The organism is Bacillus paralicheniformis, assembly GCF_002993925.1.
Classification (GTDB): domain Bacteria; phylum Bacillota; class Bacilli; order Bacillales; family Bacillaceae; genus Bacillus; species Bacillus paralicheniformis.
In genome coordinates this window covers 2,331,709-2,350,413 of the sequence record NZ_CP023665.1, presented here as the reverse complement: position 1 = coordinate 2,350,413, position 18,705 = coordinate 2,331,709, and the positions used below count along the sequence as shown (strand labels likewise).

Genomic DNA, 18,705 nt, shown 5'->3' with positions numbered 1-18,705 from the left:
ACACTTTTCACACCGGTCACATAACCTGAAAAGTATAGGGAAAATGCTGATAGGGGGATGAAAGATGGAAAACGGTCTGTTTCAGCCGAAAAGGCACTGGAAGGATATTGAGCTTTGGAAAGATGTTCCTGAGGAAAAATGGAACGACTGGATCTGGCAGCTGACCAACACCGTCAGAACGCTTGACGATTTGAAAAAAGTCGTCAATCTTACGAAAGAGGAAGAAGAAGGGGTGAGAATCTCCACAAAGACGATCCCTTTAAATATTACGCCGTATTACGCTTCACTGATGGATCCGGATGATCCGCGCTGTCCGATCAGAATGCAGTCGGTGCCCCTGGCAGAAGAAATGCACAAAACAAAATACGACCTTGAAGATCCCCTTCATGAGGATGAAGATTCGCCTGTCCCCGGCTTAACCCACCGCTATCCGGACCGGGTTTTGTTTCTCGTCACTAATCAATGCTCGATGTACTGCAGGTACTGTACAAGGCGGCGTTTTTCCGGACAAATCGGCATGGGCGTGCCGAAAAAGCAGCTCGATCAGGCGATCGCATATATCCGGGATACGCCCGATGTCAGGGATGTCCTGATTTCAGGAGGGGACGGTCTTCTCATTAACGATCAAATTCTTGAATATATTTTGAAAAACCTCCGTGCGATCCCGCACGTGGAAATCATCCGGATCGGCACGAGAGCCCCGGTCGTCTTCCCGCAGCGGATTACCGACAAACTTTGCAGCATTTTGAAAAAGTATCATCCCGTCTGGCTGAATACGCATTTCAACACGAGCATCGAAATCACGAAGGAAGCGAAGGAAGCCTGTGAGAAGCTGGTCAACGCCGGGGTTCCGGTCGGCAATCAGGCCGTGATTTTGGCTGGTATAAATGACAGCGTTTCCATTATGAAAAAGCTGATGCATGATTTGGTGAAAATTAGAGTCCGTCCGTATTATATCTATCAATGCGATTTGTCTGAAGGAATCGGCCATTTCAGAGCGCCTGTCTCCAAAGGTCTTGAAATCATTGAAGGCTTGCGCGGACACACAAGCGGCTATGCAGTCCCTACCTTTGTCGTTGACGCGCCGGGCGGGGGCGGAAAAATCGCCATACAGCCGAATTACTTGATTTCGCAAAGCCCCGATAAAGTCGTGCTCCGCAATTTTGAAGGCGTCATTACGTCTTATCCTGAGCCTGAGAACTATATTCCGGGAAGAGCGGATGACTATTTTTCCAAAATTTTCCCTGATGTAATGAAGGAAAAAGAGGAGATCGGCATATCGGCAATCTATGCGGATCAAGCTCTTTCATACACACCGGACGGCTTAAAACGGCTTGAAAGAAGGGAGAGCTATTCCACAAGGCCCGATCATGAAACATTGAAAAGCCGCCGGGCAAAGCGCGATGAATTGAAAGAAAAGAAATTCCTTGCTCAGCAAAAAAAAGAAGGCGAAGCTGAGGGGCGTGTGCAATGAAGAGGTGTGAATGGTGCAGCGAAGAAAAAGCCGGGGAAGCCCGCACGGCGGTTTATTGGGAGCTTCCTGACGGGACGAAAGCGATCGAAATCACCGATACACCTGCGGTGGAATGCGAAGGCTGCGGCATGGTCTATCAGGAGGACAATGTCACTTGGGAAATTGAAAATCAGCTGCTCTTGATCGATACAAAAAAACTGCCTTCGTCCGTTTCGTATGATGCGCTGATGAAAACAGAGCGCATATTGAAGCGCAATTACTTTGATTTTTCTTCATGAAGCCGGCTTTTTGCCGGTTTTTTTTGTTTGTATTTTTTCAGACGCCCTGTATAATAGAACATCAAAAGAGGACAGGAGGGGAGACCGTGAAGTCTTTTTACCATTATTTAATGAAATACCGCCATCCGAAACCGAAGGACGCGATCAGCGAATTTGCGAACCACGCTTATCTTGATCACGGATTTCCCAAGACATCAACTCATTACGATGAAATCAGCTCTTACCTTGAGCTTAATGGGGATTATTTATCGTCGATGACGACATTTGATGAGGCTTGGGAGCAATATATTTCGGAAACAAAGCGATAAAAAATCCGCAGTTCTGAATAACTGCGGATTTTTTACGTTCGCCTAAAGCCGGCTGGGCTTTTCGGAAAACTCATCGGGCTTTGTAACCTTAGCCCATGCGAATTAACAGCACTCAGCATACGATAAGCGTAACACGGAAGCTTCAAGGCAAGGGGGAATCCAAATATGAAGTCAAACGCGCCTAAATTCAAAGTCGGGGATGTTGTCGTTGTCGTGATGTACGGGACGGTCGGAACGATTACAAAAGTTCATAAAATCGATAAGCATTTTTTGTATGAAGTCAATCATAATGAAGTGCTTTATTTTGAGACTTCTCTTCAGCTCTACAAAGATTATGACGGGGTCATTGTCGATACGGAAAAGCTTGATATCGAATATGAATTTTTAATCGGGGATGTCGTCTATGTAAAAGATTACGGCAAAGAATTGTTTAAAATCACCGGGCACAGAACGGAAATTTGGAGATATGTGGAGGATGGCTGGGAAGACATCATTTACGAGCTGACCCGTTTGAAAGACGGGGAATGGCTTGAAACCGAAGAAGAAGATTTAACGCTCGTCCTCAGAACTTACGAAATGGACCAGTTCGTCCATCAGCTTCTGTTTGTTCATTATGTCGGCGAAGCAGGACAAGAGCTTGATGAACCGATATCTGAAAAGGTGTTTCTGCCATTCGCGGGGGATCCCGAGGAGCATGAGCATGAGCGCAACATGGCTGTTGCTGTCGTGGATGAGCTGCTTGATATTTACAATGACTATAAAGTATTGTATGAAATGTTTCAGGATGCGGAATATAAAGAAATGATGGAGTTTGTGTTAAGCAGCCTGAAAGAATATTTCAAATGATAAACAACAAATATAAAAAGTAAGGAAAACAGCCGAACACAATCAGGCCGAACATGGCTTTCAAGACCTTCCCCAATACCAGGTCAAACCCTTCTCCGTCAAGTGCTTCAAGCGTTTTTTGGATCATTTTCTTTTCCCCTTCCGGCTTTTGTCTTGTTACGACATGTATATGACAGAGGACAAACATTATGACAAACCGGTTATAAAACCGGATGCCAGCTCATACATCAGAATAAGGAGGCGATCACAATGAAAGAAATTGAACTGATGATAGATACAGAAGAAATCGCTGATTTTTTTTATCTAGAGCTGACAAGAAGAGGCTACATACCGAGCGAGGACGAACTGTTCGAAATTGCCGATATCACCTTTGATTATCTGATTGCAAAATGTATGATAGATGAGCATATAGAGGATTGAAAAAAGGGACCGGGGCGCACCTGCTCCGGTTTTTCTTATAAATTTGCCCGGCGGGGGAGCCGGGTGTAAAATGTTTAAAAACAATGACAAGGAGGCACTGATTTTTTCAATGTATAAAGCACTATTTTCAGCCGCTGTCTTTGCAATGATGGCCATTCTTATCCGCATCCCGGCGGTTCAATCGTTTGATGTGAGCGTGATACAAGCTCTCGAGTCTGTCAGACACCCGGTTCTCACAGCGTTTTTTAAAGCGGTGACAGAGCTTGGGTCAAGCGGCTTCATGCTGCCGCTGATGCTTGCTTTAACCTTGGTACTTGCCGTCTATAAAAAAGCAGCGGCATCACTGTATCTTTATTTGCTGTTTTTTGTTGAAAGAACGGCCAATGAAGCTTTAAAAGGCTGGATTGCCAGAGAGCGCCCTGCGATAAACCCGCTCGTCCACGAATCGTCACACAGCTTTCCGAGCGGCCATTCAATGAATGCGGCGAGCATATATCCGTTTATCGCATATCTCTTTTTGCTCTGCATTCCTTTTTTTCAACAACGCAGCCGCGCACTTTACATGTGGACAGGCTTTATCGTCGGACTCATCGGCATCAGCCGCATGTATCTCGGCGTTCATTATATGACAGATGTCATCTCAGGATTTTCTCTCGGTCTGGCGCTGTTTTTCATCTTCAAAAAAATTGGCGAAAAGTACCCGCTTGTTCGACAAAAGTAGTCAAAGGGATTGAGCCGCGAAGCGCCAATTGTATAAAAAAAGGAGGGATCTGTATTGCCGTTAATGTTTCAACTGTTTAAAAAGAAGCTGACACCTTATGATGTGACGATTTTTCAAACGCCTTGCTTTGGTGAAGATAAGGGATATGAAATGGTTTACAGAACGGAAATAAACGGCAGAACCCATGAAGATGTGCTGGAACGGACATTTTCCACTTTCAATGTTTATGACACGGTGCCGAATGATTATAAGGCGAGATTCCTTGCAACAGGCGACATCGTTTTAATCGATGAAGGAAGAAAGGGAAAAACCTATTATAAACTGCTGTCTACGGGATGGAGCAAAATCAACCGCATTTTGCTGCAGTCATCGTAAAGCTGAAAAAACTGCGGAAGCGCTGTCCGCAGTTTTTTTATGTTGTATTCTTTCGTTTTCTGGCGCTGAATTCCTTTTCGTGTGCATCCTCTGCTGCGATGACGTCCTTTGTCGGGATGTGGTTGTTCTTTTTCAGACCGGTGACTCTGTTTCGCTGTTTTTTGCCCATCATTTATGACCTCCTTCCTAAAAAATAGGATGACTAAACGCCCCGCTATTTATCCAAGAGAAAGTCGTCTTTATTCTGTCATATTGATCGCGGCCGGGTAGACATACGGCTGCTTCGGCTCGCTGATCTCCTTCCATCGCTTCGTGCGGATGATCGGGATGACAGCGCCGTTATAAGATGCTTTGCCGAGCGTTCCTTCCAATTCAATCCATGTATCAGGCTGCAATTGCTCAGCGCCGCTCCATTCGGCGAGAAACCCGATCAGACTGGCGTCTGCAATGCAGTGCGTGATCATAAATCGGGACAGCACGAGCTGGCGTGCGCTCAGCCCCGCTTCCTTATGGACGAAGCCTTTGACCGTGATTTCTTTTCCAATGTAATGATCAAGACGGCTTGTCACTTCATCATAATAGTCTGCAAACATATCGTCATTCATGACAATTCGCTTTTCATGCTTAAATTGCTCCATCTTCCGGTCATACGCCGACTTCGGCATCGCTGAATCGGCGAGCCCCTGCTGAATCTCCGGTGTCATGACATGTTCCTTTTCGCCTTCGGTTTGAGGGGCGATCTCCGTTTTGGTGAGCATCGTCCCTTTATTGGCGGCGACAGACGAATTCAGTACAGCCGGGGAAAGGGTGAATCCGGTGATAAGGGGAAGCGTGATTACGCCATAATGCATCAGCCTGATGAAAAAAGGCTTTGATTCGTCATGATCATGTCCGCAGCCGCAATCTCCAGAGTGGTCATCCTTCACTGTCCAGACCCTTGTCAGCTGAATGATAAACAGAAACGCAAACACACCTGCGGCGATGAGGCTTGTGTAATCGTATTTCGGATTGATCAGCTTATTAATTTCCCCTGTGTAATGGAGCTTGAAAATAAAGACGGAAAAAGCCGCCAACACGAGTGCGCGCAAAAATTGCCGAGGCTGAAAAACCATTGGTGAAACCTCCTTTCTAAAGCAAACTGACAAATTTGATACAAACATAGACAACAACTGTGATCAGAACAGACAAACAAATGACGAACTTCGGCTTAAACGCATGCAGCATCATGACCGTATTTTTTAAATCGAGCATCGGTCCGTATACGAGAAAAGCAAGGATGGACGAAGAAGGAAACAAATTGGAGAAGGAGGCGCCGATAAATGCATCCGCTTCAGAGCACAGTGATAAGAAGTAAGCCAGTCCCATCATGACCAATGCCGAGTCGAGCATGCCCCCTCCGAACAAAAACAGCGATTTTAACGGGAGGTAGGTTTGCACAAGTGCGGCAATTAAAGCGCCGATAATCAGAAACCTTCCCATATCAAAGAATTCGTCAACAGCGTGTTTCAGCATATCAAATAGCTTTTCCGAAAAAGGGGATTGTCTGCCGGAATGGGCGCAGTGTGCAGCTGTTATGCTGCTTTCCGTTTTCAGCTGGCTGGAGCGGAACATCATGCTGATCGTAAAAGCGATGATGACCGCTACGGCAAAACCGACAGTAACCCTTAAAACGGCCATTCGCAAATCATTGCCAAATGCCATAAAAGTGGATAAGATGACAATCGGATTGATCAGCGGACCTGTCAACAGAAAGCCGACGCCGGCGTAGATGGGAACGCCTTTTGAGACGAGCCTTCTCACGATCGGGACAATTCCGCATTCGCAAGCCGGAAAACAAGCGCCGAGCAAACAGCTGACAATTACTCCTGAAAACCTGTTTTTTGGAAAAAGCGAGCGGATGTGCTCTTCAGTCACAAAAATCTGGATGAAACCGGCGATCAATACCCCGATTAACACAAAGGGAAGAGCTTCGATTAAAATGCTGATGAAAATCGTATTCAGCTGCTGAACGGAAGCCGGAATCTGGAAGGGGAGGCCTGCGGCGAGCGATCCGCCGGCTGACACAAGGCATAGCAAAACACCGATGACAACAAGCCCGGTAAAGTCGATTAAATAACTATTAAGTGAACGAAACATCACTTTTCCTCCATCCTGAAATAGCTAATCGTAATGATTCTTTTTTAAAGGTATGCCTGTCCTTTTTTAAACATGACAACAAAAGAATGATGCCGAAGTGAAGCAGGGCTTTATTTTCTTTTTCCGCGATGTTGGTTTATAATACATATGCGAGTGGATGCTGCAATCATCATCACCAATCAGCTTTAAAAAGGCAGGAGGAATATTCATGAGCGTACATATTGGCGCAGAAAAAGGACAAATTGCAGAAACGGTGCTGCTGCCGGGAGACCCGCTGCGTGCAAAATATATCGCTGATACATATTTGGAAAACGTTGAATGTTATAACGAAGTACGGGGAATGTACGGCTTTACGGGCACTTATAAAGGAAAGCGCGTTTCCGTACAGGGGACAGGCATGGGTGTGCCGTCTATTTCAATTTATGTCAATGAACTGATCAGAAGCTATGATGTGAAAAACCTGATCCGCGTCGGATCGTGCGGTGCGATCAGAAAAGACGTCAATGTAAGAGATGTCATTCTGGCAATGACTTCATCAACCGATTCGCAAATCAACAGAGTGGCATTCGGATCGATCGACTTTGCGCCCTGCGCAGACTTCGGCCTGTTAAAAGCTGCTTATGACGCTGCAAGTGAGCGGAACATCCCGGTTACGGCAGGGAACGTGTTTACGGCGGATCAATTCTATAATGACGACAGCCAAATTGAGAAGCTTGCCAAACACGGAGTGCTTGCGGTCGAGATGGAAACGACGGCGCTTTATACATTAGCTGCGAAATTCGGCCGAAAAGCCCTCTCCATTTTAACGGTCAGCGATCACGTTATTACCGGCGAGGAAACAACGGCAGAAGAAAGACAGACGACCTTTAATGATATGATTCTGCTGGCTCTGGATACCGCATTGTAACCAGATACATGCACTGAAAAAGGATGGATTCGAATGAACGGAAAGTACAAATACGTGACGATTGCTTCATTGCTGAGTGCAGCGGTTCTGCTTGGCACAGGATGTACCATGACTGAACAGAAGCAAAATGACACGGCTAAAACACAGAACACTGCAAATGCAAGCAAAGATGCGAAAGACCAAAAGGACGACAGCAGCCTGGAAGATCAGGAGTTCATACTTGAGAGCAAGTATTTTAATCAAATTAAAGATGTAGACGGGCTGCCGACGATTCAAAATCCGGAAAACATACTGGCGCTTGTCAATAAAGAGTACGCGCTTCCCGGTAACTATGCACCGAGCGACTTGACAGTGCCTGATGTCGCGTTTTCTTTTACCGAGGATATTGACAAGCGGTATATCAGAAAAGAAGCCGCCAAAGCGCTTGAAGAGATGTTCAGTGCCGCGAAAAAAGAAGGCTATGAACTGGCTGCGGTGTCCGGCTACAGATCCTATGACAGACAAAAAGCGATCTATAACAACGAAGTGAGCCAAAAGGGAGAAGAAAAGGCGAAAGAAGCTGTGGCATATCCGGGTCAAAGCGAGCATCAGACAGGACTTGCGATGGATATTTCCAGCAAAAGCAACGGCTTCGCCTTATCAGAGGACTTCGGCAATACGAAAGACGGACAATGGGTCGAGAAGAACGCCTACAAATACGGCTATATCATCCGTTATCCGAAAAACAAAGAAGACATTACGAAATATAAGTATGAACCATGGCACCTGCGCTATGTAGGCAAAAAAGCGGCTAAAGTCATCCAAGAACGCGGCTTGACGCTTGAAGAGTATTTTAAACAGGTGAAAAAGATATAAAAGGGAAAAGGCCGATAGATATCGGCCTTTTCATGTTACCAAAAAAACAAACCTGCAAGGGCCACACCTGCAATTAAACCGAGGCCAAGTCCGTATACAGGGCCCCAACCCCATCCGCCGCCGTAATATCCGTAGGCGAACCCGCGGCCTCCCCGTCTGATCATCGGGGCGATATACACTTTGCTTGGTGATACACGGACGATTCTTCCGACATGGACGCGGCCTCCTTTGTCGGTGATTCTCGCAACTCTGCCAACATTTTGGTGGCAAAACCTATAATATCGGTCCACTTGAATGCTCCTTCCATCATCTAATCTATTCTATTCCTAGTCAGCTTATGACAGTTTCAATAGAAAAGGTTGGACGAAAGAAGGAGGACAAATGATGGTTTATAGATGTGATATAAAAATAATATGATCAAGAGAATCCCGGTATTTTTCCAGGTAATGCAGGTGTTTTTCCATTGTTTCATAGTTTTTGTCGGAAATCGAAGGCGACAGATCCATTTCGACGGCGTCATCAGGGTCTGCTGTGTCTTCCAATAGGACAGGGATGATGCTAACCTTTGAAAATCCTTCTTCCCGCAGGACATTGACCCATTCATTCTCGGCATTTAAAGCGGTGAATCCGTAAAAGTCCGTGATTTCTTTTTTGGCTTCGTCTGTCAGAGCGTTGCCTTCCTTAAGGCACACTTCGATCGCGATCAGCATCCCTCCGGGTTTTAAAATCCGCCGGATTTCCTGTAAAGCGGACCGGATATCTGTGAAGCTCAGTACAGATTCAGATAATACACAGGCAAAGCTTTCAGACTGAAACGGCATTTCCTCGAGTGGAGAGTGGACAATCGGAATGGATAGCTGTTCTTTTTTAAAACGCTGTCGGGCTTTATCGATCATGACCGGGTCGGCATCAAGGGCAGTGACAGGAAACAGCATCTGCCCCAAATAAGCGGCGGTCTGGCCGGTTCCGCAGCCTGCATCAAGAATCGGCTGCTCAGGGTCGATGCCGGCTTTGGCGAGCACTGCCTTTGACAGGGACATCCCGCCAGGATGAGCGGATGAGACGCCGAAGCTGGCAAGCATGTCTAAATAATCGCTCAAATTGAGATCCCTCCTTTTTTGTATGCATATGCAAAAAAGGAATAATGGTTGAAAAACGATCGAATGCCAGCAGCCCGGAAAATCGGATCCTGAGTAATTCGAGTTGACGAATAAAGATTCGTCCATGATAATATGGTAAGAAGAAAAGGTGGTGTTCGTTTGAAACAGCAGTTAAAACTCTTTTTGGCTGTATTGATTACGGCTGTCGCCGCCTCCGCACTGACGCTTTATCTGGTGGGCAAAGGCAGCGGCGGTTCAGTATATTCCGCTTCAGACTCCGAGAAATTCGAAAAGCTGATGGCGGCGTACGACAAAATCAAGAGCGACTATTATCAAAATGCAGACGATGAAAAGCTGACTGACGGGGCAATTAAAGGGATGCTTGGAGCTTTGGACGATCCATATTCAACATACATGGATAAGAAAGAAGCTAAAAGCTTTGAAGAAAGCATTACCTCTTCTTTTGAAGGAATCGGCGCCCAAGTAGAAGAAAAAAATGGACAAATTCTAATCGTCGCGCCTATTAAAGGATCTCCCGCAGAAAAAGCCGGCTTAAAGCCGCATGATGAAATTCAGAAAGTGGACGGCAAAAGCGTAAAAGGCAAGACCGTCAACGAAGCGACAGCAATGATCCGCGGCAAAAAAGGCACGAATGTCAAGCTTGTTCTCAACAGGGGAGGCGTCGGCCAAATCGATGTTACGATTAAGCGCGATACGATTCCGATCGAAACGGTGTACTCTAAAATGATCGGCGGCAACATCGGTGAAATCCAAATTACGTCTTTCTCTGAAAATACCGCTAAGGAACTGACGAAAGCCATTGATGACTTGTCTGAAAAAGGTGCGGAACGATTTGTGCTTGACCTCAGAGGAAATCCCGGCGGCCTGATGGACCAAGCGATTATGATGAGCAACATGTTTGTCGATAAAGGCAAAACCATTATGCAGGTTGAATCCAAAAACGGGAAAAAAGAAGTGTACAAAGCTGAGAAGGAACGAAAAGTGAACAAGCCGACCGTCGTTCTCGTCAACGGAGGAACGGCAAGCGCCGCTGAGATCATGGCCGCAGCACTTCACCAGTCTTCAGGCATCCCGATTGTGGGTGAAAATACGTTTGGAAAAGGAACGGTTCAAAATGCGGAGAGCTTCTCCGACGGATCGACCGTCAAGCTGACGATTGCCAAGTGGCTGACGCCAAATGGTGACTGGATTCACGAAAAAGGAATCAAACCTCAATATAAAGCGGAGCTCCCAAGCTATGCTAAACTGCCGTACCTGGATTCCAAAAAAGAGTATAAGGCAGGCAGCACCGGAGACGAAGTGAAAGCTGCCCAGCAAATGCTCCAAGCGCTCGGCTATAAGCTGAATGCGACGGGGGCATTCGACGCACAGACGGAGGCTGCCGTTAAGGCTTTTCAAAAAGACCAAAAGCTGAAAACGACAGGCATCCTAACGGGCGAGACGACGATCAGCATGACAAGTAAGCTGCAGGCTAAGCTTGCTGACAATGATACGCAGCTGGATAAAGCGATTGAGATCTTAAAAAAAGAAAAATAAAAGAAACCCTTGCGCTCACACGAAGCGCAAGGGTTTTTTGGTGATCAAGCGCTTTTTTGCACATCCTTCTTAGCATGGAACAAAAAGCTGATCACAGAATTGTGTTTTACATTTTTCACAAAAAACGGATTCAACAAGACAACGGTCAAAAGGTTGGCGGTAAGCCCCCAGAAGCCTTCGTAAATGCCGAAAGTAGCACCTGTTAAATAAACGGTAAATGTAACGGCTAGGCCGATGAGAAGACCGATGATCGTCGCTTCCTTCGTCTGGTTTTTCCAGAACAGGCTGATGACGATGGCAGGGAATATCTGCACCATGCCTGATACGCCGAGAAGCTGAAGCGTTACAAGCGCTGCCGGGAACAGCATTCCGAATAAAAGGGCCAGACCGATGACGACGAATACCATCGAGCGGGTGATGATCGTCAGCTTTTGTCCCGAAACGCGGGGGTTGATCAAATCGCGGTATAAATTGTTAGCGAATAGGTTGGATGCCCCTATCGCCATAATCGAACACGGGATCAGACTTGCCAGGGCAATCGTTGAATAGGCGAATCCTTGCGTGACGCCGCCGTAGGAACTTTGAATTAAATACAGCAATGCAAATCTCGGGTTAATGTCATCAGGAAGTACGAGAAATGCGATAAAGCCTAAGAAAATGACTAAAATCAATACAATATTGTACAACGGCAGAAACATACTGTTCTTTCTGAGTGCATCCGCGCTGTTCGCCGTGAAAACGCCTGTCGCCGCATGGGCCCACATGAACAGAGCAAACGCGGAAACGATCGATGCCGTGATGAACCAGGCGATTCCGCGAGGTCCGTCAGAAGGGATTGTCAGCATATGCGGCGCTTCATTTGCCAGCTTGTCAATCATCGGCGTCCAGCCGTTAAAATGGATGAGCGGCAACGAAACGACCATAAACAGCATCATCACCCAAACTAAAATGTCTTTAATAATGGCAGTGTATGTAGGACCTTTGATGCCGCTGAAAAACGTATAAAGCGCGACAAGGACGAACGAAATGATTACGACGACATTGACGTTAATAAACCCTGTACCCGCGACTTGAAGCGTATCCTGAATTCCGCTGAGCTGCAGGCAGATATACGGGATCAGCATTAAGACGCCGACAATCGCAACAAGCGAAGACAGGAGCTTGCTGCTGAAGCGCTCCCTTGCATAATCGGCCAGCGTTGTGAGCTGGTGCACTTTCGCAACCTTCCAAATCTTCGGCAGAAAAAAATAGGCGATGAAATAGGCCAAAACCGAATAAGGAATCGCGAAAAAAGCGACGCTACCGCTTGTAAAAGCGGTGCTTGTCAATCCTAAAAACGTGTAGGCCGTATACAAGTCGGCACCCACAAGAAACCAGACGAGCAGCCCTCCGAACCGCCTTCCGCCGACAGACCACTCTTCAACCGATTTCCGCGACTGCTTATTGCTGCCGGCGATAAACCCGATACAGACCACGGTCAAAATAATGCCGGCGGTGATGAGGAGCGCTGTTAAATTTCCCTGCATCACTCATAACCTCCGTTTCTTTTCTCAAATCTGTAAATCGCAAATGTGATCATCGGTGTCAGCACAATCCACAGCACCAGCCAAAAATGAAAAAATGGAAGTCCGAAAACGATCGGATCAATCCGGTTTACAAATGGTAGCAAGGCAAGCTGCCCGATAAAAGGGATGATGAACAAAACCCATTTAAAAAGCTGTTGATTCACCTTTTTTCCTCCTTTAGCGATTTTAATGTTCATAATCATAGCAGTTGTCAGATTTAATCACAAGATAATTATTAGAAAAAAGTGATTTTTTAAATTATTTAAACAGGCGTTCTGGCTTGCATATTCGAAAGTATAACTTTACAATAATTAATATCTTGAATTCGAGATAAAACAGAATGAAGAGGATCACCATGCAGGAGACTGCTGAGTAAAAGAATGGGAAAGAGACGGGCGAACGGGGGCTTTTTGATTGATGAACCGCTGGAAAGCACCGGCGCAATGACATCGCTGAAACAAAATGGGAAAAGGAGTGAAAGGAAATGAATCATATATATGAGAAAGGGAATTCTGATACCACCCTGTTGTTATTGCATGGAACAGGGGGAAACGAACACGATCTTCTGCCGATCGGCAGGATGATTGATTCCGATGCAAATTTACTCGGAGTCAGGGGAAATGTGCTGGAAAACGGAATGCCCCGGTTTTTCAGGCGCTTGAGAGAAGGGGTGTTTGACGAGAAAGATTTGATCGACCGGACGGATGAATTAAAAGTGTTTTTAGATGAAGCCGCAAATGAATTTCACTTTGACAGGAGCCGGGTGGTCGCAATCGGTTATTCAAACGGCGCCAATATCGCGGGAAGTCTGCTGTTCCGTCATGAACGTGTACTGAAAGGGGCGATTTTGCATCATCCGATGGTTCCGTTTAGAAATCGCAAGCTCCCTGATATGACAGGCCTGCCCGTGTTCATTGGAGCCGGCAAAACAGACCCCCTCTGCCCGCCGCAGGAATCAAGCGAGCTTGCCGGCTATTTCACAAACGCCGGCGCCCAAGTACTCCTTCACTGGGAAAGCGGAGGTCATCAGCTGACACACAGCGAGATCGACCAGGCGAAAATCTGGTATGAAAAGCATATAAAAGCATAAAAATAAACCTTAGTCCTTTTTGGGGACTAAGGTTTTTAGCGTGTTTACAGCCATGTAGATACGTCAGACACATAAAAACGATTGCTTTTGTGCGCAGGTTTGACCGGTTTTCCGATCGAAATCAGCATGACCGGTACATAACGTTCATTGATGTTGAATTCTTTAACGAACGCTTGCTTGTCAAAGCCGCCCATCGCGCATGTGTCATAGCCCATAGCTTTAGCCGCAATCATCAGCTGCATGGCCGCGAGCGATGCGTTAGTAAAGGCGGCGTCTCTTGCAAATCCGCTGTTTTGATAAGCGCCGTTGATTTGTCCGAGCAGCGTGTTTTTAATGTCTTCGGTCATATAACCTGCTTCTGTCAGAGGGCCGTATACGGCTTCACCGTTCAGGTTCGCTTGTAAGTCTCCAAGCACGGCTACAACCGCAGATGCCTGGCTGACTTGTTTTTGGTTGAACGCGATCGGAAGGAGCTTATCTTTTGATTCTTGGCTGTGGAAGACTGTAAAATGCCAGTGCTGCAGATTCCAGGCTGACGGAGCCTTTGTTGTGACGCTCAGCAGCTTTGTCAGCTCCTCTTTGGAAATGGAAACGCTTGTGTCATATTCTTTAATCGAAGTACGCTCTTCCAGAATGTTGAGAGCGGTGTTTTCTTGTGAAGACATGTGACTTCCTCCTTTGGGCTAAACATGTTATGATAGAGTCAGACAAAAAGTTAGAAACTTACTTTTTGTAACTTTATTGAGTATTTTAATGGCACACATTATATTTGTCAACTGGATATGGAGGGGTGAGAGAATTGGGGTTTACAATGTGTCCTAGAATGGAAGCCGCCTTTTCTTTACTCGGCAAACGATGGAATGGATTGATCATCCATGTATTGTTGGATGGACCTAAACGGTTTAAAGACTTGACCGAAATGATACCGATGATTAGCCAAAAAATGCTGGCTGAACGTTTAAAAGAGCTCGAACACTGCAAAATAATCGAGCGCCAAGTGCTGCCGGAAACGCCGGTAAAAGTCATCTATCAATTGACAGACAAGGGAACGGCGCTAGAGCCTGTCCTCAGAGAGATACAAACCTGGGCCGAGCATCATTGCGATCCGGAAGGGAGCTGACCGGATTGACTAGTAAAGAAACAGTCGTCATTACAGGCGGGGCCAAAGGCATTGGAAGAGACCTTGTGACCGCCTATGCTCAAAAAGGTTTTATCGTCGTATTCGCCGATGTACTGAAGGAAGAGGGTGAACAGCTTGAAAAAGAGCTGACCGCTTCCGGAGCGCGGGTTCAGTTTGCAGCTTGTGATGTGGGATCTGAAGAAGATGTGAAACAGCTGATGCAGGAAGCTTCCCGAAACGGCCGTTCGATATCTGCGCTCATTAATAACGCGGGCAGATCAGTTTGGAAGTCCCCTTATGATTTGACGGCGGAAGAATGGGACGATGTTCTGAATACCAATTTGAAAGGCGCGTTTCTTTGCGCAAAAGAAGCCGCCAAAAAAATGAAAGAAGCGAAAACAGGCGGAGCCATCGTCAATATCGCTTCGACAAGGGCGTTTATGTCCGAGCCTGACTCGGAAGCATATGCCGCGTCAAAAGGGGGCTTAATCGCTTTGACTCACGCATTGGCCGCGTCTTTAAGCAAAGATTCAATTGTCGTCAACAGCATTTCTCCCGGATGGATCGAAACCGGTGATGATACTGCCCTGCGGCCTATTGACCACGGGCAGCATTTGTCAAACAGGGTCGGCCGCCCTCAGGATATCGTCAAAGCATGCTTTTACTTGACCGATCCGGACAATCGCTTTGTCACCGGTACAAACTTGATGGTGGACGGCGGAATGACAAAAAAAATGATTTATGAAGAATAGCCCAAACGTTTCCCGACTTTATGAATACCTTTACTATAGGCAGACATAAAGGAGGATAAAAGCCAATGAACCCTCATATGCTTTATTCGAGATCAGGTCCTGCCGGATACCCGGCCAGATTCCCGTTATTCTGGGGTTTTGGAGCGCCGCTTGTCGGCGGATTGCTGGGCGGATTTCTCGGAAGTGCGATTTTTAACTACCCAAGACCTTACGCTTACCCGCCGCCATACCCTGGACCTTACGGCGGCACGCCTTATTACGGCTACGGGTCAGCTCCTGGGGCCGTTCCGTACGGAGGTGTTCCGGGCGCAGCTCCATTCAGAGGGGCGGGACCGGGCTATTGATCAATAAGCCAATTGTTGCTGGCATCTAAATGCCGGATGTCCAATATGAAGCGGCGGCCAAAGCTTGCGAATCTTTTCGCCTTTGGCCGCCGTCTCATTCTTTCCGGATCGATCAGTCAGGGAACTGTACTTTTCCAGGTACGGTATATGCGCTTGACGTCCCGTTTTCCGGCAGTTTTTTGATCGTGTCTTTTACGACTTTTCCTCGGATATCTGTAATTCTGACTTTAAGCGGACTTGTCCCAAGATTGGTGCTGACGAAATGGTTGTAGTCCGTTTTCTCCATGTTGATCCACTTTCCGCCTTTGTAATATTCCATTTTCATGACGGGATATTTGTGATTTCTGACTTGGATTGCCGCCCACCACTGGCTGCTGCCTTCTTTGATCCGGTAAGTGAAATTGCCGGTAATCGGCGCTTTGACTACACGCCATTTAATGTTGATTTTGCCGTCTTTCATATCGCCGATCTGGCGAAAAGCGTTCGGTGAAAGGTCAAGAGCTCCCGGCGCGCCTTCAGGATACAGATCGGTCACATAGACGGTCGTTTTTCCTTTCGGCCCTTCAACCCGCAGATAGGCGCCGGCAAGAGCTGCTTTCACTCCGCGGTAATTCATATCTGTCGGATTTAAAGCGGTGATCTTCATATTGGACGGAATAGGATCCAAAAGCAATGCACCGCCGGAGTAACCCGACCCCGTGTAAGTGGCGTAGCCCTTATGCAGTGAGTTGTATGCTGCAGAAGCTTGAGGTGAAAAACAAAGGATCGTCAAAAACATTGCTGTGATCAATAAGCTGATTTTCTTTTTCATATCCATCCTCCTGTTTTATAAATTGAGAACCATTATCATTATAAGGACTAACTGACAACAGCCGAAAGAGCAAATAGTTACAGAGATTTTTTAAGGAATAATGACTACCACCGTTGAAATGTAAAAGTTCAGCCGCATGTCAGGCAAATGAGGTGATCATCCTTGAGGACTAGTGTTAAAATGGTACAGGAAGAAAAAAAACAGCCTGCTTTGCCAAGCTGGCCGTTTTCAAAACGTGATGTCGATTTCAGACAGGTTAAAGTCCTCATTTTTTAAGAACATCACTTCTAAAATGCCGTCTTTAAATATTGCTTTCGTACCCTTTCTGCGCACTAGAGAGGGGAGAACGACTTTTTCCTGCCGCCCTTTTTCAGGGTAGTTTTCTATGATCAGGGTTTGTGAAGTATGTTTAATTTTCAGAAGGTTAAGCTGTTCTTTGGTGAGCGGTATTTTAACAAATACATGGCTTGTCGTTTCAAAAATATCAATCGGATCAGATTCATCTGCCGCCTGTGTTTCTTTTGAGAGAGGGTCACGAAAAGGAAATTGAACTGCATACCCCGGGCCGAAAACGCTTTTCATCATGTGGTGGATATACTGCTCCACATCTTTCGGGTCAGCGTTTTTTAATCCGTCCTTGGAAAACTGCTGAAATGGAAAAAAGCGTTGCCAATCAAACACGATCACACTTCCTTTCACATAGACGGTACAGTATATGCAAAAAAGTGCGGAAAGTGATGAGAAGAAAGGAAAGAAACAGACATGAATCATTCATCTCAAACGAAAGGAATCATTTACACAGCGCTTTCTTATCTGCTGTGGGGGCTCCTTCCTTTATATTGGAAAGTGCTCGATCAGACGGCTGCGCTCGATATACTGGCGCACCGGATTATCTGGTCATTTGTTTTCATGTGCGGCGTGCTTCTCGTTTTGCGGCAGTGGAAAAACGGAGTCAAAGCATTTCGCGCGCTTTCGGGAAACCGTAAGGAATTTGTACCGCTCATTTTGTCGTCCGTTCTGATTTCGATCAATTGGTATGTCTACATATGGGCTGTCAGCAACGGTTATATTCTTGAAGCGAGCCTGGGCTATTACATCAATCCGCTCGTATCGATCGTGCTCGGAATTGTCTTTTTAAAGGAAAAGCTGACGCGGATGCAGGGAGCGGCAGTTCTTCTCGCTGCCTTCGGCGTGCTTATTTCCGCCTTCCAGTACGGTTCCGTGCCGTACATCGCCCTGATACTTGCATTCAGTTTCGGGCTCTACGGACTGGCGAAAAAGCGTACATCGCTCTCAAGCGCCATAGGACTTACCCTGGAAACGATGATGATCGCTCCGGTTGCAGTGATCTATCTGTTGTTCTTCAGCCATCCGGAAAAGGCTCAAGCCGCTTCAGGGAGCATCGGCATGATGGTACTGCTGTTTTTGGCAGGAGTGTTAACTGCGATTCCGCTGCTTTTATTTGCGGAAGGTGCGAAAAAACTTCCGCTTTATCAAGTCGGCATTTTGCAATATATCGCTCCGACCATTACATTATGCTTAGGCGTGTTCGTCTACCATGAACCGTTCAGCAGCAGTAAGGTCTTTACGTTTACCTGCATATGGGCGGCGCTGATTTTGTTTACACTTTCGCAATTTCAATGGAAGATACCGGAGAAGGTATTTTTAAAAAGAAAAAATTCCTTTCATCCGTAAGCCCTTTTTCTTTTCAATAAGCACTGATTATGTATAATTAAACATTATTGAAGCAATTCGGAGGTTATTCCGTCATGGCAGACGAACTAGAGCTTTTCCGGGCGTATAAAACCCTTTGGAAAAACCGGACGATGGACGGAGAAGGCAGGCAGGCGCTTCATCGGGCGATTGATGATGAGTTGAACGACCTCCGCACCCATCCAAGGCTCAGAAAGACGAAGCACGAAAAATACTATCAATCAATCCGGCGCATTGTGAATTCACAATTGGAACCAGATATGAAGCTCAAGCTGATTGAATGGCATACGGAACGATTGGAGTTATTAACAAACGAAGAAAGCAGGGAGTAAC

Annotated in this window: 27 protein-coding genes; 16 read left to right on the top strand and 11 right to left on the bottom strand. The window is 46.4% G+C overall.

All coding sequences use genetic code 11. The features are described from left to right. Positions 1-64 precede the first annotated feature (64 nt). The 4 genes from kamA to CP943_RS11890 all read left to right on the top strand — a co-directional run bounded on the left by kamA (position 65) and on the right by CP943_RS11890 (position 2,906). Positions 65-1,474 (top strand): lysine 2,3-aminomutase, encoded by a 1,410-nt coding sequence (kamA, locus tag CP943_RS11905; protein ID WP_105981025.1) that lies wholly within the window; start codon positions 65-67, stop codon positions 1,472-1,474. Further along, complete coding sequence (locus CP943_RS11900) at positions 1,471-1,752, top strand: YokU family protein (RefSeq protein ID WP_020451850.1); 282 nt, start codon at positions 1,471-1,473, stop codon at positions 1,750-1,752. Before kamA ends, CP943_RS11900 begins: the two co-directional genes overlap by 4 nt. An 86-nt stretch (positions 1,753-1,838) precedes the next feature. Next, on the top strand, positions 1,839-2,060 hold the full coding sequence (locus CP943_RS11895; RefSeq protein WP_020451849.1) for a YozE family protein: 222 nt from the start codon (positions 1,839-1,841) through the stop codon (positions 2,058-2,060). A 165-nt stretch (positions 2,061-2,225) separates the two neighbouring features. Then, positions 2,226-2,906, top strand: a complete 681-nt coding sequence (locus CP943_RS11890) for a hypothetical protein (protein ID WP_020451848.1) — start codon at positions 2,226-2,228, stop codon at positions 2,904-2,906. Here CP943_RS11890 and CP943_RS22695 read toward each other — a convergent pair. Next, positions 2,899-3,033, bottom strand: coding sequence for a hypothetical protein (locus tag CP943_RS22695; RefSeq protein ID WP_020451847.1), 135 nt, complete (start codon positions 3,031-3,033; stop codon positions 2,899-2,901). The genes CP943_RS11890 and CP943_RS22695 overlap by 8 nt on opposite strands. A gap of 122 nt (positions 3,034-3,155) precedes the next feature. Here CP943_RS22695 and CP943_RS11885 point away from each other — a divergent pair, with 122 nt between their 5' ends. The 3 genes from CP943_RS11885 (at position 3,156) to CP943_RS11875 (ending at position 4,422) form a co-directional block, all read left to right on the top strand. Continuing rightward, positions 3,156-3,326: a YozD family protein gene (locus tag CP943_RS11885; RefSeq protein WP_020451846.1), complete on the top strand. Its 171-nt coding sequence runs from the start codon at positions 3,156-3,158 to the stop codon at positions 3,324-3,326. 109 nt (positions 3,327-3,435) lie between these two features. Next, positions 3,436-4,047, top strand: a complete 612-nt coding sequence (locus tag CP943_RS11880) for a phosphatase PAP2 family protein (RefSeq protein WP_026579547.1) — start codon at positions 3,436-3,438, stop codon at positions 4,045-4,047. 63 nt (positions 4,048-4,110) lie between these two features. Beyond that, positions 4,111-4,422, top strand: a complete 312-nt coding sequence (locus CP943_RS11875) for a YodL domain-containing protein (RefSeq protein ID WP_173636688.1) — start codon at positions 4,111-4,113, stop codon at positions 4,420-4,422. 37 nt (positions 4,423-4,459) lie between these two features. On the opposite strand, the gene CP943_RS11870 is transcribed toward CP943_RS11875, so the two are convergent. From CP943_RS11870 to CP943_RS11860, 3 genes are all read right to left on the bottom strand, one after another. Beyond that, positions 4,460-4,591 carry a hypothetical protein gene (locus tag CP943_RS11870; protein WP_023857374.1) on the bottom strand — a complete coding sequence of 44 codons (132 nt, stop codon included), beginning with the start codon at positions 4,589-4,591 and terminating at the stop codon, positions 4,460-4,462. Between the two features lie 70 nt (positions 4,592-4,661). Continuing rightward, positions 4,662-5,534, bottom strand: a complete 873-nt coding sequence (locus tag CP943_RS11865) for a TIGR03943 family putative permease subunit (RefSeq protein WP_020451842.1) — start codon at positions 5,532-5,534, stop codon at positions 4,662-4,664. A gap of 16 nt (positions 5,535-5,550) precedes the next feature. Next, entirely contained in the window at positions 5,551-6,558 is a 1,008-nt protein-coding gene (locus tag CP943_RS11860; protein WP_026579548.1) for a permease, read from the bottom strand. A 208-nt stretch (positions 6,559-6,766) separates the two neighbouring features. Here CP943_RS11860 and deoD point away from each other — a divergent pair, with 208 nt between their 5' ends. After that, positions 6,767-7,465, top strand: a complete 699-nt coding sequence (gene deoD / locus CP943_RS11855) for a purine-nucleoside phosphorylase (RefSeq protein WP_003182742.1) — start codon at positions 6,767-6,769, stop codon at positions 7,463-7,465. A gap of 33 nt (positions 7,466-7,498) precedes the next feature. Then, the gene (locus CP943_RS11850; protein WP_025811280.1) at positions 7,499-8,320 is read left to right on the top strand and encodes a M15 family metallopeptidase; all 822 of its coding nucleotides are present in this window, start codon (positions 7,499-7,501) and stop codon (positions 8,318-8,320) included. Between the two features lie 35 nt (positions 8,321-8,355). Here CP943_RS11850 and CP943_RS11845 read toward each other — a convergent pair whose 3' ends face one another. Continuing rightward, positions 8,356-8,610 (bottom strand): hypothetical protein, encoded by a 255-nt coding sequence (locus CP943_RS11845; RefSeq protein ID WP_020451839.1) that lies wholly within the window; start codon positions 8,608-8,610, stop codon positions 8,356-8,358. Between the two features lie 99 nt (positions 8,611-8,709). Beyond that, complete coding sequence (locus CP943_RS11840; protein WP_026579549.1) at positions 8,710-9,420, bottom strand: class I SAM-dependent methyltransferase; 711 nt, start codon at positions 9,418-9,420, stop codon at positions 8,710-8,712. 159 nt (positions 9,421-9,579) lie between these two features. On the opposite strand from CP943_RS11840, the gene CP943_RS11835 reads away from it, so the two are divergent. Next, positions 9,580-10,977 (top strand): S41 family peptidase, encoded by a 1,398-nt coding sequence (locus CP943_RS11835; RefSeq protein ID WP_020451837.1) that lies wholly within the window; start codon positions 9,580-9,582, stop codon positions 10,975-10,977. Between the two features lie 44 nt (positions 10,978-11,021). On the opposite strand, the gene CP943_RS11830 is transcribed toward CP943_RS11835, so the two are convergent. Both CP943_RS11830 and CP943_RS11825 read right to left on the bottom strand, forming a co-directional pair. Further along, complete coding sequence (locus CP943_RS11830; RefSeq protein WP_023857371.1) at positions 11,022-12,503, bottom strand: sodium:solute symporter family protein; 1,482 nt, start codon at positions 12,501-12,503, stop codon at positions 11,022-11,024. Further along, positions 12,503-12,706, bottom strand: a complete 204-nt coding sequence (locus CP943_RS11825) for a DUF3311 domain-containing protein (protein WP_020451835.1) — start codon at positions 12,704-12,706, stop codon at positions 12,503-12,505. The genes CP943_RS11830 and CP943_RS11825 overlap by 1 nt, the downstream gene beginning before the upstream one ends. 320 nt (positions 12,707-13,026) lie before the next feature. Here CP943_RS11825 and CP943_RS11820 point away from each other — a divergent pair, with 320 nt between their 5' ends. Continuing rightward, positions 13,027-13,632 carry an alpha/beta hydrolase gene (locus tag CP943_RS11820; protein WP_025811283.1) on the top strand — a complete coding sequence of 202 codons (606 nt, stop codon included), beginning with the start codon at positions 13,027-13,029 and terminating at the stop codon, positions 13,630-13,632. Between the two features lie 44 nt (positions 13,633-13,676). Here the strand turns inward: CP943_RS11820 and CP943_RS11815 are convergent, their stop codons facing one another. Continuing rightward, on the bottom strand, positions 13,677-14,297 hold the full coding sequence (locus tag CP943_RS11815) for a nitroreductase family protein (protein ID WP_105981024.1): 621 nt from the start codon (positions 14,295-14,297) through the stop codon (positions 13,677-13,679). 134 nt (positions 14,298-14,431) lie between these two features. On the opposite strand from CP943_RS11815, the gene CP943_RS11810 reads away from it, so the two are divergent. From CP943_RS11810 to CP943_RS11800, 3 genes are all read left to right on the top strand, one after another. Further along, positions 14,432-14,752 (top strand): transcriptional regulator YodB, encoded by a 321-nt coding sequence (locus tag CP943_RS11810; protein WP_023857369.1) that lies wholly within the window; start codon positions 14,432-14,434, stop codon positions 14,750-14,752. 5 nt (positions 14,753-14,757) lie between these two features. Next, positions 14,758-15,504, top strand: coding sequence for an SDR family NAD(P)-dependent oxidoreductase (locus CP943_RS11805; RefSeq protein ID WP_026579550.1), 747 nt, complete (start codon positions 14,758-14,760; stop codon positions 15,502-15,504). Positions 15,505-15,569: 65 nt separating this feature from the next. Further along, positions 15,570-15,848: a hypothetical protein gene (locus CP943_RS11800; RefSeq protein ID WP_023857367.1), complete on the top strand. Its 279-nt coding sequence runs from the start codon at positions 15,570-15,572 to the stop codon at positions 15,846-15,848. Between the two features lie 112 nt (positions 15,849-15,960). Here the strand turns inward: CP943_RS11800 and CP943_RS11795 are convergent, their stop codons facing one another. Then, positions 15,961-16,659, bottom strand: coding sequence for an expansin ExlX (locus CP943_RS11795; protein WP_020451830.1), 699 nt, complete (start codon positions 16,657-16,659; stop codon positions 15,961-15,963). Positions 16,660-16,887: 228 nt separating this feature from the next. Then, on the bottom strand, positions 16,888-17,340 hold the full coding sequence (locus tag CP943_RS11790; RefSeq protein ID WP_020451829.1) for a germination protein GerT: 453 nt from the start codon (positions 17,338-17,340) through the stop codon (positions 16,888-16,890). 81 nt (positions 17,341-17,421) lie between these two features. On the opposite strand from CP943_RS11790, the gene rarD reads away from it, so the two are divergent. Continuing rightward, a complete protein-coding gene (gene rarD, locus CP943_RS11785) occupies positions 17,422-18,354 on the top strand; it encodes an EamA family transporter RarD (RefSeq protein WP_105981023.1) in 933 nt (310 codons plus the stop codon). Positions 18,355-18,428: 74 nt separating this feature from the next. Next, positions 18,429-18,704 (top strand): hypothetical protein, encoded by a 276-nt coding sequence (locus tag CP943_RS11780; RefSeq protein ID WP_023857365.1) that lies wholly within the window; start codon positions 18,429-18,431, stop codon positions 18,702-18,704. The last annotated feature ends 1 nt before the right edge of the window (position 18,705 follow it).